At 39.0% G+C, this 17886-nt stretch carries 12 protein-coding genes; 4 read left to right on the top strand and 8 right to left on the bottom strand.

Annotated features, from left to right (window positions below; genetic code table 11):
* Positions 1-13: 13 nt before the first annotated feature.
* The 6 genes from DCO56_RS19545 to DCO56_RS19520 form a co-directional block, all read right to left on the bottom strand.
* The gene (locus tag DCO56_RS19545; RefSeq protein WP_108635430.1) at positions 14-3334 is read right to left on the bottom strand and encodes a S41 family peptidase; all 3321 of its coding nucleotides are present in this window, start codon (positions 3332-3334) and stop codon (positions 14-16) included.
* Between the two features lie 216 nt (positions 3335-3550).
* Complete coding sequence (locus tag DCO56_RS19540) at positions 3551-4303, bottom strand: zinc ribbon domain-containing protein (protein ID WP_077436898.1); 753 nt, start codon at positions 4301-4303, stop codon at positions 3551-3553.
* On the bottom strand, positions 4303-5403 hold the full coding sequence (locus DCO56_RS19535) for a Nif3-like dinuclear metal center hexameric protein (protein ID WP_108635429.1): 1101 nt from the start codon (positions 5401-5403) through the stop codon (positions 4303-4305). Before DCO56_RS19535 ends, DCO56_RS19540 begins: the two co-directional genes overlap by 1 nt.
* A complete protein-coding gene (locus DCO56_RS19530) occupies positions 5393-5878 on the bottom strand; it encodes a hypothetical protein (RefSeq protein WP_108635428.1) in 486 nt (161 codons plus the stop codon). Before DCO56_RS19530 ends, DCO56_RS19535 begins: the two co-directional genes overlap by 11 nt.
* Positions 5879-5897: 19 nt before the next feature.
* Positions 5898-6656 carry an alpha/beta hydrolase gene (locus DCO56_RS19525; protein WP_108635427.1) on the bottom strand — a complete coding sequence of 253 codons (759 nt, stop codon included), beginning with the start codon at positions 6654-6656 and terminating at the stop codon, positions 5898-5900.
* 217 nt (positions 6657-6873) lie between these two features.
* Positions 6874-7584, bottom strand: coding sequence for an SAM-dependent methyltransferase (locus DCO56_RS19520; protein ID WP_108635426.1), 711 nt, complete (start codon positions 7582-7584; stop codon positions 6874-6876).
* A 148-nt stretch (positions 7585-7732) separates the two neighbouring features.
* Here DCO56_RS19520 and apaG point away from each other — a divergent pair, with 148 nt between their 5' ends.
* From apaG to DCO56_RS19500, 4 genes are all read left to right on the top strand, one after another.
* Entirely contained in the window at positions 7733-8119 is a 387-nt protein-coding gene (apaG, locus tag DCO56_RS19515) for a Co2+/Mg2+ efflux protein ApaG (protein WP_104384765.1), read from the top strand.
* 359 nt (positions 8120-8478) lie between these two features.
* Positions 8479-10344, top strand: a complete 1866-nt coding sequence (locus DCO56_RS19510) for an ABC-F family ATP-binding cassette domain-containing protein (RefSeq protein WP_108635425.1) — start codon at positions 8479-8481, stop codon at positions 10342-10344.
* A 93-nt stretch (positions 10345-10437) separates the two neighbouring features.
* Positions 10438-12297: a tRNA uridine-5-carboxymethylaminomethyl(34) synthesis enzyme MnmG gene (mnmG, locus tag DCO56_RS19505; RefSeq protein ID WP_108635424.1), complete on the top strand. Its 1860-nt coding sequence runs from the start codon at positions 10438-10440 to the stop codon at positions 12295-12297.
* Between the two features lie 158 nt (positions 12298-12455).
* Positions 12456-14054, top strand: a complete 1599-nt coding sequence (locus DCO56_RS19500) for an Ig-like domain-containing protein (protein WP_245935874.1) — start codon at positions 12456-12458, stop codon at positions 14052-14054.
* A gap of 54 nt (positions 14055-14108) precedes the next feature.
* Here the strand turns inward: DCO56_RS19500 and DCO56_RS19495 are convergent, their stop codons facing one another.
* Both DCO56_RS19495 and nadB read right to left on the bottom strand, forming a co-directional pair.
* Positions 14109-14615, bottom strand: a complete 507-nt coding sequence (locus DCO56_RS19495) for a gamma carbonic anhydrase family protein (protein WP_108635422.1) — start codon at positions 14613-14615, stop codon at positions 14109-14111.
* Positions 14616-14620: 5 nt separating this feature from the next.
* Positions 14621-16213, bottom strand: a complete 1593-nt coding sequence (nadB, locus tag DCO56_RS19490) for an L-aspartate oxidase (protein ID WP_108635421.1) — start codon at positions 16211-16213, stop codon at positions 14621-14623.
* Positions 16214-17886 lie beyond the last annotated feature (1673 nt).

The raw sequence follows: 17886 nt of genomic DNA, 5'->3' as shown, positions 1-17886 counted from the left end.
TGATATTGATCTATTAATTTACCCGTATCGGATCTGCTGGTTTTTGTAGATTTTTGTAAGGGTAGGTTTTCATTTCTTCCAATAAAATCTTCACCGTTCTTTCCAATTGTGGGTCACGTCCTTCTAAGAGATCCTTCGGCAATTGCTCTACAAATATATCCGGAGCGACACCCTCATTTTCTATAATCCAGTTGCCTTTCAGGTCGTATACCCCAAAGTTTGGCGAGGTAATACGTCCACCATCCAACAACGGCGGATATCCGCTGATACCAACCAGAATACCCATCGTAGTGCGGCCAACCAGCTTACCCAAACCTTTGAAGCGGAACATATAAGGCATCATATCACCTCCTGAACCCGCATTTTCATTAATAATCATCGCTTTTGGCCCGTAGATACCATTGCCCGGCGTTGTAAATCCTTTGCCATCACGGATCCCCCACCCAGCAATTAATTCACGGGAAAGTAAGTCAATGACGTAATCGGCTACCCAGCCACCACCATTGTTTCTTTCGTCCATCAGAAGGGCCTTTTTATCCATCTGAGAGAAATAATAACGGTTGAAGTAGGTGTATCCCTCCGGACCGGTATTTGGCATGTATACGTAAGCTATTTGTCCATTGCTTAGCTGGTCCACTTTCTTGCGGTTACGTTCTACCCATTCCATGCTGCGCAAACTCATTTCGTCTGCAAAAGAAATCGGTTTTATAACGACTTCGCGGGCCCCAACCAGCGATGGTTTGGAATTAATTCTTAACGTCACTTGTCTGCCTACTGTATTATCAAATAAACTATAGATATCCTTGTCTTCCGTTAATTCAATACCATTTACAGCGACAATGTAGTCGCCCTCTTTGATATTCAATCCCGGTTCTGCCAACGGTGCTTTAAAAGAAGGATTCCATTCCAGGCGTGTGAATACCTTCGCGATCTGGTAATAGCCATTTTTGATCGTATAGTCGGCTCCTAATACGCCCACCGACACGGATGGGGTAGAAGGCTGGTCACCCGGATAAATATAATTGTGTCCAACAACCATTTCGCCCATCATTTCATTCAATAAATACCCCAAATCAGAACGATGGTTAACAAAAGGGAGAAACTTCTCATATTTGGCCTTCATGGCTTTCCAGTCAGCTCCATGCATATTCTCCACATAGAAATAATCTTTCTGCATTGCCCAGACTTCATTAAAGACCTGTTTCCATTCTGCGACAGGATCCACCAATTGTTGAATACCATCCAATTTGATAACACCTGCAGTCGGGGAGGCAACTTTCTGTCCGGCCGTCACAATATTATAACCGTTGGCTGTCTGATATAACATCTTCTTGCCGTCGGCACTGATCACAAAACTACGGGCATTCTCCACCAATGTTTTATTTTCCAGATCTTTGAAATCATAGGCTCCGATGGTACCTCCACGCTGATACGTCAACTGGTTTGGAACCAGCCCGTTCAGATTCCAATAAGTACCTACCGGCAAAGGTAAAGCGACAATGCGATTCTCAATACGGTCAAAATCTACCGGAATGGTTTTGTCCTCAGGCTTACTGGCCGGAGTTTCTTCTTTTTTATCCTTTTTCGGTGCCTTTTTATCGTTTTCTTTTACGCGTGCTGTTTTGCTGCTTTCTTTTTCCGCAGGTTTGTCCGCTTTATCTTCACGGATCTGCTCTTCGTCACTTTCGTTCTTAAAGAAAGAAGGGGTTTTACTTGACAGGATGAAGGCATACACGGCATAGTCAACATTACGTTGTGTAGCCGACATGTGCAGACCAGAATTGGTCAATCCTGTATTGGTACTTGCTGTAAAGAAAAGATATTTCCCATCCTGTGAAAAAGCAGTGCTGCGAACAGAACTCATGCCATCTGTAATCTGCTGCGTTTTCTTGGTATCCAGATTGTACATAAACACAGCCGGTACGCCGTTTTCTAAGGTACGTGTAAATGAAATCCATTTGGAATCCGGAGACCAGCTCGGTTGAAAATGATTCGAAACTCTGCCGGTTTGGCCGCTCAGTTTATCGTCCGCAACCTTCACTATAGCTTTAGATGCGATATCAATATAGTACAGATTGAGATGAGCGTCGTTATAAAACAGCTTCTTTGAATCCGGAGACCATGTAGGTTCAAAATAAAAATTGGTCTCGCCCAGATTGAAATATAGCGGCTGATCCTTTCCAAACTGATCCACTAAAACGAGCTGATAAGAACCGTTCTTATCTGAGATATAAGAAACCCATTTTCCGTTGGGCGACCAATCGGGAAAACGTTCGTGTGACCCCGGCGAATTCGATAAATTGCGCGCTTCACCTTTCTCCTTGGGTACGGTGAAGATCTCGCCCCTAGATTCAAATAACGCACGTTGACCTGTGGGAGACAGGGTCGCATAACGAATGTCGTCCTTGATATTTTTATAGAAAGGACGCTTAAACATAGCATCCGTATTGACACTAATGTGAAGGGCGGTTACCTTATTATTGTTTGTTAAGTTTAATGTATTCAATACACCCGCGTATTCAAAAATCAATTCATTGCCGTTTCCATTTAGCGAGCGCACATCGTAATCTTTGAAATCAGTCAGCTTTTCAACTTTCTTTGACTTGGTATCGTAGCTGAAGATGTTGACTATTTTATCGCGATCCGACAGGAAATAAACCTTATTACCTAACCAAAGTGGCTTCACATCGTTACTTTTTACCTGGGGAATTGCTTCTATTTCCTTGGTTTTTGTATCAAAAATCCAGATGGTAGGTGTACCGCCACCTCTATAGCGCTTGAAAGCCACGCGATCCCGCTCTGTGGGATCGGTATTTTTGATATAGGCCCAATAGCGTCCGTCCATGGAGGGGCTACCCTGTGTTGCTTCAGGCATCAATAAAGCCTTATCCATACCCAGTCGCTGAATATTAGAACTGTATAATCGTGGGCTTAGTGCATAGGTAAAATCACGGGATGTCGTATAATAAACTTCATCATTGTTCAGCCAGCCACGCAATACATCCGAAGAAGGATGATAAGTAATGCGTTGCGGTTCCCCTCCTTCAATAGGAAGAACATACACATCTGTATTACCGTCATAATTGCCCGTAAAAGCAACTTTCTTGCCATCAGGAGAGAACATCGGGTTTTGTTCGACACCGGGATTTGTTGTCAGACGTCTCGGATTTGCACCGTTCTTGTCTGCAATCCAGATATCTCCACCATACACAAAAGCAATATTACTGGCGCTGATACTTGGATTTCGGAGTAATAAAGTTTCCTGGGCTTTGACCTGTAGAAATGAAGTCCCGATCAAAAATGCAGCAATAAACTTAAAATGAGTTTTATTCATAAATGCTCAATGGTTAAAATTAATATGCAAAGCTAATATTTTGTTCAGTACAATGCTCGGCATATCATATTCATAAAAATATAAAGGTTACAACTTACTCTACAAAGCTACTATTTTGTCCAATAAATCATCTCGTATATCAACAAAGTTGCATAAAATATACCGTAAAAAAAAAAGCCCTGCTTTATGGGCAGGGCTTTATCCTTTTATTAACGATTAAAAACCGTATTCTTGCTCAATTTCCAATACGATACCTTCGTCTACCAAAACGCGACCGCAATGTTCGCAGATAATGATTTTTTTACGTTGACGAATCTCAGATTGCATCTGAGCAGGGATTTTATTGTGACATCCTGAACAGCTATCACGATCGATAGAAACGACCGCCAAACCATTTTTGAAAGAATTACGTAAACGGTAGTAAACTTTTACCAAACGCTCTTCGATATTCGCTTCCGCTTCTGCAGCTTTAGCCAATAAAGCATCTTCTTCCTTTTGAGTTTCTGAAGTAATTGTTTCTAATTCTTTCTTTTTACCCTCAAGTTCATTTTTGCTGTATTCCAGGTTACCTACAGTAGCATCGTAGTTTTCTGTTTTGTTACGAATCTCGAATTCTGCTTCTTTGATTCTCTTTTCACAAACCTGAATCTCAAGACCCTGGATTTCAATTTCTTTCGAAATAGCGTCGTACTCACGATTGTTTTTTACCTCATTTAACTGCGACTCATATTTTTTGATGGCAGCCTGGGCATCCTTAATCATGTTTTTACGCTTAACGATCGAATCTTCTAAATCGTCTAAGTCTGTTCTGATCTTCTCAATACGAGTCTCTAAACCCGCAATCTCATCTTCAAGATCTGCAACTTCCATAGGCAACTCACCACGAACCTGGCGAATTTTGTCTATTTTAGTATGTATGGCTTGCAAAAGCCATAGTGCTTTCAATTTTTGTTCTACGGTTTGTTCCATCAACTGTAGTATTTTATAGGATTTGTATCTATTTCTGTTGTTAAGGTTGCAAAGTTAGGAAATTTTTTCGTAATAATGTCGTACAATAATTCTTGCGTAAATTGTTCGCTCTCAAAATGTCCCGTATCCGCAATGACAATTTCACCCTCCGCATCAAAAAATTCATGGTATTTATAATCAGCCGTAACAAAAAAATCAGCTCCTGAGCGCTTTGCCGCCCCTAATAAGAAACCACCTGCACCACCGCAAACAGCAACCCTGCTAACCTTTTTCCCTAAAAGCGCGGTATGACGAATAACATTCAGTTTGAGATTCTCTTTCAGATAAGCCAAAAACTCCCGTTCATCCATAGGCTCCGCTAAGTTGCCGATCATTCCAGCTCCAATTGCTGTCGCGGTATTCTGCAAATCAAAAAGATCATAAGCGACCTCCTCATAGGGATGGGCCTCATAAAGTGCCAAAAGAAGTTTTCTTTCAATTGAACGGGTATAGATCACTTCAATCCGCGTTTCTTCAACACGTTCCTGTGTTCCAATTTCGCCGATCGTAGGTGCAGATCCGGCCAACGGCCTGAAACTTCCATAACCGGCCGTATTAAAACTGCATTGGTCATAATGCTTACCGATCTGGCCCGCTCCGGCTTCAAATAGGGCTGTCCTGACTTCTTCTACATGGCTCCTTGGCACAAATACAACCATCTTGCGCAGTACATTGGGTTTTGATTCCAATATCGCCTGATTAACTAAGCCCAGCTTATCCGCGATTTTTGAATTAACTCCGCCAATAACATTATCCAGATTGGTATGTATTGCATACAGGGCAATTTTGTTTTCTATAGCTTTTATGACAGTACGCTCAACATAATTCTTTCCGTTGAACTTTTTTAATCCTTTGAAAACAATGGGATGATGCGAAATAATTAAGTTGCACCCTTTTTCGATCGCTTCCTGTACAACTTCCTCCGTACAATCCAACGAAATTAACACTTTGGTAATCTCTTGATCTGCATGGCCGACAATAAGTCCGGCATTATCGTAAGATTCCTGCAAATCCAATGGAGCCAGCTGCTCCAGGTATTGAATAACTGCTTTAATTTTCATCGTTTATAATGACCTCCTTTTCTCGAAATTTATCATGTTCTTCCAAAATTCTACGATTTGCATTGATATTAAACCAATAGTTAGCCAATGTGACAAAGTGCATGATCACCAGCACACCTGAAATAGAAAATGGCAGGGGAATATTTGTAGCCAAATAGATCCATGCATATAACGATCCTTTCCGAAAGGTCGGATTCTCCTCAACAGCAATCTTGCGATCATAAAACTCATTGATGAGCGAATCCCGCAGACGGGAAGCAACCTGAAAATTCCAGTAAATATTGATCAATGGAATGGCGACCAACCAAGACTGACCGGGTGTCATCAATCTATTTTCCACCGCTATCAAGTTTAATGTCCGGCGAATTGTATTCGCAAATAACAACCAGATAATAATCCGTATAACGACCAGGGCTAAGGCTGCATACAGTACTTCGGGTTTACTTAATTCTTTTACTAATTCTTCTTGCGTCATTGAAATATCTTACTCTTATTTATTTTTCCTGTAATAACAAATCTACTAATTCTTTCAGCTTTTTTATTTGCGGATTGTGATCGCTGATCAATTCAACGGTTTTAAAATGACGCTGCTTTGCTTTTGCATAAAATGGATAAAAGTCATCTTTGTCCATTGCCTTATTATCTTCGTAAGTCAGGATGTAAGTTGCCGGAATTGTCTCCCGTTTCGGATTTCTTAAACTGATTTTATCAGTCATCGTTTTCAAAGGGTGGGGGACATCCCGCGGAAACTTGCCTTCGTCCTTTACCCAAAATGGAATAATAAATCCGTCCTTCTCAAGTTTTAAAAGACCATTGTCCCCATCAGGCTTTACCATCAAACTCAGGACGGACTCCTGATCATCCGGAAGGATGGCATCTAAATAGACCAACTTTTTTATCCGATCCGGAAGACTGTCTGCTACACCGGTTATTATCATTCCACCATAGCTATGTCCAACCAATACAATATCCCGAAGATCTTCAAATAATATCGTATTGATAACATCGTTGATGTGGTTCTGTAAACCAATAGAAGTGTCCGCTAAATGATAACGTTCTCCCAGGCCCGTTAGTGTGGGGCGATAGATTTTATGTCCTTCTTTCTCCAATTCATTTGCTGTCTTTTTAAATTGCCAGGCACCGCCCCAGGCACCATGCACAATAACATAAGTAGTTTGCTGTGCATAAGTAGATTTTAAGCCTACAGCTAATGAAAAAAACAATATAAAATAACCTAATCTACTAAATATCATTGCATTATATTTACATCAAATAATCTTATCACTATTTCTAAATCTACTCAACAATTTGCTATGTTCCAACATGCATTTACCGTTTTGTTACCGAAAAAGGTAAACGTGAGTGCTCACTTATTAAATAAACCTCCCTTAATTACTGTTTAAATACCTATTTCATATAAAAATCGCCTTATCAGATCAAGCAGGGTAGGGGAGAACGCAACAAAAAAAGTCAGACATACAATAAAAATATGGTTGGTTTTTTATGATAATCCACTTTTTGTTTTTTCCATTCCGCAATGGTCAGACTCCGTATAGATTCATCGGCTGAGGTCACATTGCAGGCTACACAGAGCTGAGTATTCGGTTTGCAGGTTTTCAGAAGATCCTCCAGCAGGTGATTGTTACGGAAAGGTGTTTCAATAAAAATCTGGGTTTGCTTCTCACGCATGGATTGTAGCTCAAGATCTTTAATCTTCTTCGTACGTTCGTTTTTGTCAATGGGCAAATAACCTTGGAAAGCGAACTTCTGTCCACTAAATCCTGAAGCCATAAGTGCTAATAAGATGGAGCTGGGACCAACCAATGGCACCACTTTAATCCCGAGCTGATGCGCGCGGGCCACAACAGAAGCGCCCGGATCCGCTACTCCCGGACAGCCAGCCTCCGACATGAGGCCCACATTTTTACCTTGCTTCAAGCCCTCAAAAAAATCATTAATATTTCCTTTGTCCCGTGCATGTTTCCCATAATCACGTATTTTCAATTCACTTTGGGGTATTTTTAAACCTGCTAGCTTTAGAAACTTTCTTGCAGTCTTTTCATTTTCCACAATATATTCGTCCAATATATTGATTGTTTCAACCAAATAAGGAGTAAAAGACTGGAATGCAGCATCATCGCTCAGAGGAACGGGAATTAAATATAATATACCATTTGCCATATACAAACCTACTAATTAACGATCATTTGATTGTAGTAATTTTATACTTAGCATAATTTAACCTTTAAAAATGATTAAGTTTGCAAATTTTAAACTCATTATTAGTATTTTAGCATAAGTATTTGTTGCAACAATAAACATCATCCAAATGATCACACAAATTACAGAAGGCGTAAAAATCTCGGTTGAAACCATCTATCAATCGGAGTATTCTAATCCCGACCGTGAACATTTTATGTTTGCTTATCACATTAGCATAGAAAATCTGAGTGATTACACGGTACAATTGCTAAGTCGTTACTGGAAAATTTTTGATGCAAAAGGCGACTATAGGGAAGTATCGGGCGAAGGTGTTGTAGGCGAGCAGCCTGTCATCGAACCGGGCCAGATACATCAATATACTTCGGGATGTAATCTTAACAGTGAATTTGGTTTCATGGAAGGTCATTACAACATGATCCGTTCTTTGGATAATAGCAGTTTTCAGGTTGAAATACCACGCTTCAATCTGATTGCGGATTATGCATTGAATTAAATTTATCAAGGTAATATCATTATTGCCGATTTATCACACAACGAAGCTTTTTTCGCATCGAATAAGAAACTATTTCTTTATTTTTGCGTGCATTCTAAATCAACTGTTACTGAGACCATGCTGCGCGAAGGCAATTTACCCGTCATGCAGCGGTTAACATCGTATAGAAAGCCACCCAACAGATTTAATTAGTCAGCAATCAAAACAGATTATTGATTCAATATATAAATAATTGAAAATCAAAAAGATATATAACTATTTGATTTTCAAAACATTAAAAAACCATCAAGGGTAATGGACTCTTGAAGGAAATTTTATTGTATTAAAAATGACTAAAATTAATTTTTGGGTGATATAACGTGAGTATTTTAGCTACAGAACAAGTAAGCCATTCCTTCCACGATAGGTGGCTTTTTAGAGATTTACACTTCGGACTCCAAAAAGGAGAGCGGGTGGCTTTGGTCGGAATAAATGGTACAGGCAAATCAACATTGCTTTCTATTTTAGCAGACCGTACCTTGCCAACATCAGGAAAAGTTGTCAAGGAAAAAGGTATAAAAATTGGTTTTCTCGAACAAGATCCTGATTTCACAGGATTAAAATCAATCAACGATTTTATATATAGTGCGGACAACGATCAGCAGCGTCTAATCAGGGAATATGAAGAACTTCTCGAAAGCAGTGATATCGACCAGAAAAAATTAGAAGATCTTACTGAAAAAATAAGCTCACTGAACGCCTGGGAATATGAGCATAATATCAAGACGATTTTAAATCGCCTAAATATTATGGACTTTCAACAGGATATAAAAAGTCTCTCCGGGGGCCAACGCAAAAGGCTGGCACTAGCCAAGCTTTTGATAGATGAACCAGACGTATATATCCTCGATGAACCAACCAACCACCTGGATATAGAGACCATTGAATGGTTAGAGAAGCTGCTTACCACCGGAAATAAAACGGTACTTTTGGTCACACACGACCGCTATTTTCTCGATAATATCTGTACGGAAATCCGGGAGCTGGACAGGGGCAATCTATATATTTATAAAGGTAGCTATGCTTATTTTTTGGAGAAGAAGTCGGATCGTGAAACGATAGATGCAGTCATGGTCGAAAAGAGCAGAAATCTACTTCGTAAAGAGTTGGAATGGATGCGGCGCCAGCCTCAGGCTCGGGGTACCAAATCGAAATCCCGTATCGAAGCGTTTTACGATCTGGAGGAAAAGTCAAAATCAATAAAGGGAAACGACTCCGTTCAACTTAGTGTAAAAGTAAGTAGACAGGGATCTAAAATTCTTGAACTGGAACATGTATCCAAACATTATGGACCAAAAGAAATCATTACGGATTTTTCTTACACCTTCAAAAAAGGAGACCGCATAGGTCTGGCTGGAAAGAATGGAACAGGTAAATCGACCTTTCTAAATCTTATCACAAAAGAAGAAACCCCAGATGCCGGAACCATAGCAGTAGGAGAGACCACCGTATATGGATACTATAAACAAGGAGGACTCGAAGTAAACGAAAATGACCGCGTACTTGATGTTGTAAAAAATATTGCGGACTATATTGAGATGGCAAACGGAGAAGTAATTACGGCATCTCAATTACTCACGCACTTTTTATTTCCTCCGGAGAAGCAGTTTGGCTTTGTCAACAAACTTAGCGGCGGGGAGCGAAAACGTCTCCAGCTGATGCGGGTATTAATGAAGAATCCAAATTTTCTTATACTGGATGAGCCTTCCAATGATTTGGACATCGATACCCTAAATGTACTTGAAGAGTTTCTCGACAACTACAGGGGCGTACTGATATTGGTATCCCACGACAGGTATCTATTGGATAAGTTGACTGACCAACTTTTCATATTTGAAGGGACAGGCAAGATCCGTATCTATAATGGAAACTATGCCGACTTTAAAATAGAACAAGACGAGCTTCAAAAGTTAGAAAAGGAAAAGCAAAAAAAGAATATCCAGGAAATAGCGAAACCTCAGATAAAAGATGAAAAGAAAAAGCTTTCTTATAAGGAGCAACTCGAATACAATAAACTCGAATCAGAAATAGAAAGCCTCGAACTACAGGTGAAAGCCAAGACTGAGGAACTAAACCAACTGACAGATCATACCAAACTTTCAACACTGGCAGAAGAGATAAAAACGATGCAAGAACAAATAGATCAAAAGTCCGAGCGCTGGTTATATCTTGCCGATTTTATGTAAAAATTTTCCTTGGGTTTCACGTGGAACCTAAAGAAAAGAGTAAATTTGTAGACAAATAAAAAGCCACGTTTCACGTGGAACAAGGATATAAAAATGTTTAAAAAATATAATGTAATTGTAGTAGGTGCCGGACATGCCGGATGTGAAGCAGCAGCAGCAGCAGCCAATCTCGGTTCTTCCACTTTACTTATTACAATGAATATGGGTGTGATAGCTCAGATGAGTTGCAACCCAGCTATAGGTGGTGTAGCCAAAGGACAAATCGTAAGAGAGATAGATGCAATGGGTGGATACACCGGAATCATTGCAGACAAATCAACGATTCAATTCCGCATGCTTAACCTTTCAAAAGGTCCTGCAATGTGGAGCCCACGTACACAAAATGACCGTATGCGATTTGCGGAAGAGTGGAGATTACAATTAGAATCTTTACCTAACCTCGATATGTGGCAAGACACCGTAAAAGAGGTCATCGTTAAAAACGGAAGAGCATGCGGCGTAATCACTTCCATGGGAATAGAAATTGAATCGGATGCTGTTGTCCTTACAAATGGAACATTCCTAAACGGTGTGATCCACATCGGTGATAAAAAATTTGGCGGCGGTAGGACAGGAGAGAAGGCTGCTACAGGATTAACCGAACAGCTCGTTTCACTGGGCTTCGAATCGGGCAGAATGAAAACCGGTACTCCACCGAGAATTGATGGTCGCAGTCTCAACTATGCGCTCATGGAAGAACAATGGGGCGATGAAAAGAAGGGACGTTTCTCCTATACAGATGTAGAGATGCCCACCGAACAACGCTGTTGCTGGATTACATATACCAACGACAAGGTACATGAAATGCTCCGCACCGGCTTTGAAAAATCACCCATGTTTACAGGACGGATCAAAGGGTTAGGACCACGCTATTGTCCATCCATAGAAGATAAAATCAATCGCTTTGCGGAGCGTGAGCGACATCAGATTTTTGTGGAACCGGAAGGATTCAAAACCGTGGAAATATATGTAAATGGTTTCTCGACTTCGCTTCCAGAAGATGTACAGCTAAAAGCTCTTCAACTCATTCCGGGTTTTGAAAATGCCAAGATGTACCGTCCTGGATATGCAATAGAATACGATTACTTTCCACCGATGCAGCTTGACCTAACATTGGAAACTCAATTGGTGAAACACCTTTTCTTCGCCGGACAGATCAATGGAACAACAGGGTACGAAGAAGCAGCAGCACAAGGTTTCCTTGCTGGTATAAATGCACATCAACGTGTCAATGACGATAAAGAACTTATTCTAAAAAGATCCGAGTCCTATATCGGTGTGCTAGTAGATGACCTTGTCACAAAAGGAACCGAGGAACCCTACCGTATGTTTACTTCGAGAGCAGAACACCGGCTGTTATTACGTCAGGATAATGCCGATATCCGCCTTACACCATTAGCTTACAAACTGGGATTGGTGAGTGAGGAAAGACTAAAGAAGGTAGAGGCTAAAATAGAAAATTCGAATAACATCATTGAATATCTCAAGCAGAATTCAACCGATCTCGAGAAGATGAATACCGTAATGGCCGAAGTGGGTTCAAGTGCACTTGCACAAAAAACTCGTTTAAGTAACGTACTTGCCCGACCGCAGGTTAATATACAGGACATCGTCAAAGGGGACGAAGGCTTTGCTCAATACGTTTCTCAATTTGACAACGAAACCATAGAGCAGGCTGAAATTAATCTCAAGTACGAAAGCTATTTCGAAAAGGAAATCGAGATCGTCAACCGCATGAAGAAGATGGAAGATAGAGAAATTAATCCTGATTTCGATTATAGTTTGTTAACTTCACTGTCCATAGAAGCCAGGCAGAAATTAGCGAAAGTAAAACCCAGAACATTGGGGCAGGCTTCCCGAATTTCAGGCGTATCACCGTCAGATATCAGCGTTTTGATGGTACATATGAGTTAATTAATTGATTATCAGGTAATTATAAATAAAAATAAACAAGCTTAAAATAAGCGATTTAAGACAAGATTCTATTTTTTATGACAACTTCCTTAAAAAATAATAAAAGTAGTTCAGAGAGGCTAAAAAGTAGCTTAAAAACGAGATTACTTATTTTAAGCATGTTTATAATGCTCATTGGCTTGTCAATACAATGTGCGAGTATACAACAGCCGACAGGGGGGCCCAAAGATTCCATTCCACCAAAAATTCTACAGGAAAGTCCTACGAACTTTTCGAAGAATTTTACGGAGAAAAAAATAGTCATCACATTTGATGAGTATGTCAAGTTGGCCAATCAGCAAAAGGAATTCAGTGTCACACCTGATATGGGAAGTACCCCCCAGTTCAAAATCAAGAAAAAAAATCTGGAAATCACCTTACCTGATTCCCTGGAAAAAAATACAACCTATAGCATTTATTTTGGTAAAGGATTGGTAGATTATAATGCAGGAAATGCATTGGTAAATTATGCTTATGTATTTGCAACGGGTGATAAAATTGACTCGCTCAGTATATCGGGCAATGTAAAGAGTGCAATGACCAAAGAAGTCCTGAAAGAGGTTAAAGTCCTTCTAATCCCCATCAGTCAAGATTCAATTTTCGGAAAAAAGAAAGCAAATATTTTTACAACAACGGATACTGCCGGAAATTATAAACTCAATAATCTCCGCGAAGGGACATATCGTATCTATGCGCTCCAGGAAAAGAACAATGACCGAATCTATAATGCACCTGATGAAGAAATAGGTTTTCTAAAAGATTCCATCGTATTGGAGCAAGATCTTAGCAATATCAATCTCGAAATATTTAAAGCAATTCCAAAGAAATTCCGCACCCAGGAAAAGAAGTTTGAAAAAAATGGTAGTGTACTGCTCATTTTCAATAGAAGAGTGGATAAACCCAAACTGAATATTCTGAATGATGAAGTCAACAACAAGGATAAAATAGTACGGTTCTCGAAGAGCTCTGATTCCGCGACCTTGTTTCTGCCAAACCTAAAAATAGACTCTCTAAAACTCGTTCTAACGGAAAATGAAAAACCTTTGGATACCATTCTCGTCAGAAAGGGAAACGTAAAAATTGAACAGGTCATTGATCCGCAATTTACACCAAATAATGGAAAAGTGGACAGAATCAATCACCTTCAGGTATCAGCCTTTACACCGATAAAAAATATAGATAAGGCAAAGCTAAAATTCAAAGAAGACTCGCTTGTAAGAACAAATTATCAATTGGCAGTGGATACAAATGATTCCAATATTTACCATATCCGTTATAATTGGAAAAAGGATAAAAAATATCAAATAGAATTTACCGAAGGTGCCATAACAGGATATTTCGGGGAGCAAAATAAAGAGAAAAAATTCGATCTGACATACGACGATAGCGAAAACTATGGGGATCTAACATTTGATTTTACCGATCTGGATAGCAACACAACCTACCTCGTCGAACTGATCAACGAGAAAAAAGATAAAATATATAGAGTTGATAAAATCAACAGCAATAATGCTTCAGTAGTTTATAAACAATTTCCAGGGGGAAAATATACCATACGTGTCATTCGGGATGACAATGACAACGGCATATGGGATACCGGAGATGTTGAAAAGAAGACTTTTCCAGAACCCGTTGTTTATTTAAACAAGGTTTTCACGATACGTGCAAACTGGGAACAAAAAGATAGCTTTTCAATAAGTGCCCTCAAAAAGGAATAAAGTCAAGGTCACGGCCAAAAATAAAGGCAAAATTGTATTGCTAATACGTTTAAGCTAAAACCAGGAACTATATAATACGTAGTTGTGCGGCAACTGCTGCAAAAGCGCTTTCTGCTCTTCAGTCAGCGCTTTTACCTTTTTAGCCGGAACGCCGGCATATAAAAAACCGGACTCGCAACGCGTATTCTCCAAAACAACAGCCCCCGCTGCAATAATTACATTGGATTCCACCACTGCATTATCCATGACGATAGCGCCCATTCCGATCAACACGTAATCCTCCACGATACATCCGTGCACCATTGCCTGATGCCCGATATTCACATAATTACCAATGGTAGTCCCGCACTTTTGATAAGTACAGTGAATAACAGCGCCATCCTGGATATTCGTATAATGGCCTATACGAATATAATTAACGTCTCCGCGGATCACTGCATTGAACCATACCGAGCAATGGTGCCCAATCTCCACATCGCCAACAATAGTCGAATTGGGTGCTAAAAAGCATTCTTCTGCGATCAATGGAGACTTGTCCAGAACGGGTAAAATAAGTGCCATATGTCCTAAAATATTGTGTCTTGTAATACAGTTGAGTGTTGTGGATAATCCGTCGTATAATGCAGGCCCCTACTCTCTTTCCGCAACATAGCCGACTTGGTGACAATATAAGCTACCTGGATCACATTACGCAGTTCACAAAGCTTCACAGAGAGCCTCGTGTTACGATAAAAGTCCTCCGTTTCCGCATATAATAAATGTAGACGCTTTAGGGCTCTTTCCAATCTAAAATCTGACCGGACAATACCTACGTAGTCACTCATAATTTTTTGACATTCACGCAAGTTATGGCTAACCAAAATGTCCTCGTTAGAAAGTGAAGTCTTGGAGTCATCCCAATCCGGGACATTAGTAACATAATGTATGGATTCAATCGCTTTGGTCGCATCCAAAAAGATGCGATGCGCATATACAAGGGCTTCCAGCAAAGAATTCGAAGCTAAACGATTTGCCCCATGTAGTCCGGTTGACGAACACTCCCCACAAGCGTACAGATTGCGTATACTGCTTCTTCCGAAATCATCCACATAAATTCCTCCGCATAAATAATGTGCTGCCGGAGTGACCGGTATAAAGTCTGTCGCCATATCCAATCCGATGGAGAGACACTTCTCATAAATATTTGGAAAATGCTTAATGATATCCTCCTTATCCCTATGGGTAATATCCAAATACACATAATCTATACCCGACTTTTTCATCTCGGCATCTATAGCGCGTGCCACAATATCCCTGGGAGCCAATGATGCCCGCTCGTCATATTCCTCCATAAAAGACTCACCATCCACCCGTCTAAGAATCCCTCCGAAACCGCGAACGGCTTCAGACACCAAAAATGCCGGAGAATCCTTAGGATTATATAATGAAGTGGGATGAAACTGCATAAATTCCATATTGCGCACCTTGCCCTTAGCCCGGTAAACCATGGCTATACCGTCACCGGTAGCAATAGTCGGGTTAGTTGTACTCGAGTACACGTGACCAGCTCCACCGGAAGCCATGACGGTCACCCTACTTAAAATTTTGTCCACGAGGTGGGATGAAGTATTGAAAGCATAGATACCATAACAGGTAATATCCTCCCTATTCTTATCCACGTATTCCCCCATATGATGTTGGGTAATCAGATCAATGGCAAAATAATGTGTCACAATTTCAATATTGGGATCGCTATGGGCCTGTTCCAACAGCGCTCTTTCTATTTCGTAACCTGTTATATCCTTATAATGAAGAATACGGTGAGCCGAATGCCCGCCCTCTTTAGCCAGGTCATATACCCCCGATTCTTCCTTGTCAAATGAGGTTCCGTAGGAAATAAGTTCAGCAATTCGATCCGGTGCTTCCCTAACGACGTTTTCCACAATTTCCACATCACATAATCCATCCCCAGCTATCTGAGTATCAATGATATGCTTTTCGAAGCTATCAGACTTATCCACAACGGCAGCCACTCCCCCCTGCGCATATTTTGTATTAGACTCATCCTCATTGGACTTCGTGACTATCAACACTTTACCAAATTTTGAAGCCTTTAACGCAAAGCTCAATCCGGCAATACCTGATCCAATGACCAAAAAATCTACCTTTCTATCTGCCATATATTTTAAATTCACAAACTATCCCCAAAAGTGATGGTTGAAATTAACGAAAAATGTGGAAAACGTGTAAATAAAAGGTTAAATAAAAATGAAAAGTATTTAACATTCCACAGATCCCCTATTCACAGCGCGAATTCCAATTATTTTTCCGCATAAAATTTGATAGATTTCCACATTTTCTCGACAGCGACTATTCAACAAAAAATTATGGAAAATAAAAAACGGCAAAAATTAGATTTTTAAAAATCAGCTCTTTAAAGCGAAAATTCTGTTGAAAAATTGTTGAAAACTCTATAAAAACCGTAAATCAAAATCGATTCAGATCAATTTATACCACTTTTCCACACCCTAATAAACAATAAGAGAATCTTTAATTTAAAATATTAGTATTTATTGAAAAAAAAGATTGTGGAATACGTTCGAGAATCTTTGTTTAGCTTTGTCAATATCGAATCAAACCCATTTAGGTTACGATATTTGGAAAGGGATAAACTCCCCTTTTGAAATATTCAATTCTAAACGGCTTTATTTTCGATAACTGGATTCTTGAAGTATTTTAGACCTTTTTAGAATGGAATATTTTTTTTAAAACTTTTTAAACAACTTTTTATGGAATTATAAAAGGGTTTGTATCGGTATTTTTATGTCTTTAAGCCTAGAAATTGGTTTTTGAACCGTTTAGACTAAATTATTTAGACTTTGGTAGCTTTATTTTAATTTTATCAAAGTCTGAAAGGCTTTGAAATTTTCGAGATTAAAAAAAATATGCATTTTGAGCCGTTTAGATTTGGATATTTGATTTTTTTTTAAAAAAAATTGAAAATATGCCGTGTAGGGAGCGTTTTCGATGAATTTTTATGGAATATTTAAATTTGAATTTTATCGATATACTGTTTTCGTTTCTCTAAAGCGATTTAGATTTGCATATTAGATTTTTTTATAAATTTTTATGATTTTATAGCATTTTAAGTGACTTTGGATCAATTGGAATTAATTTTTGTCACTGGAGATTTCAAAATGTGTATTTATGGGCATAAAATCTGGCAAATCTGTTCGGAGATCAGTTTATAGTCGATTTCTTTGCAATATTTGAAATTTTGTAGGATTTTCGGCAATTATGCGATTTCTGGAGGGTTTGTTATCAATTTTAATACAATTAAACTCAATTAGAATTGAATATTTTTTTTGTAAATGCCGTTTTGATTGATTATTGGATTTTAAGCGGCTTGATAAAAGATTTTGCAATAAATCTTTGAATCGCCTCCATTAGCAAATGCCAAATGGATCAAATTCGTGGAGATTATTTTTAAAAAATTATTGTGGAATGAAGATTCTTACTATATTTGCGACCCCAGTATCGATTGGGAGCATAAAAAAAATATAATTTAGTCTTTTAGATTTTGATAATTACCATTATCAGCTATAATAAATTTTTTAGACGAATGTCAAGGGGCTTAATTTAAAAATAAAGTCCTCCTGATTGCGATAGATTTTTATTTTAAATGCTTTATTGGATTTAATGGATTGTAAAGCCCTATTTTTACTATTGAAAATAGATATTAATAATTTTTATAACCTTATTGTAATTTTATTATTTTATAAATTAATAAAATAAAATATAAGGTGTACTATTCTCTATTCATGTAGGATATCACTAGCATTGGCTAGTTGAG

The sequence above is a fragment of the Sphingobacterium athyrii genome (genome assembly GCF_003071065.1).
GTDB classification, from domain to species: domain Bacteria; phylum Bacteroidota; class Bacteroidia; order Sphingobacteriales; family Sphingobacteriaceae; genus Sphingobacterium; species Sphingobacterium athyrii.
The sequence above is the reverse complement of the archived record's forward strand: the minus strand, read 5'-3'. Positions and strand labels throughout refer to the sequence as shown.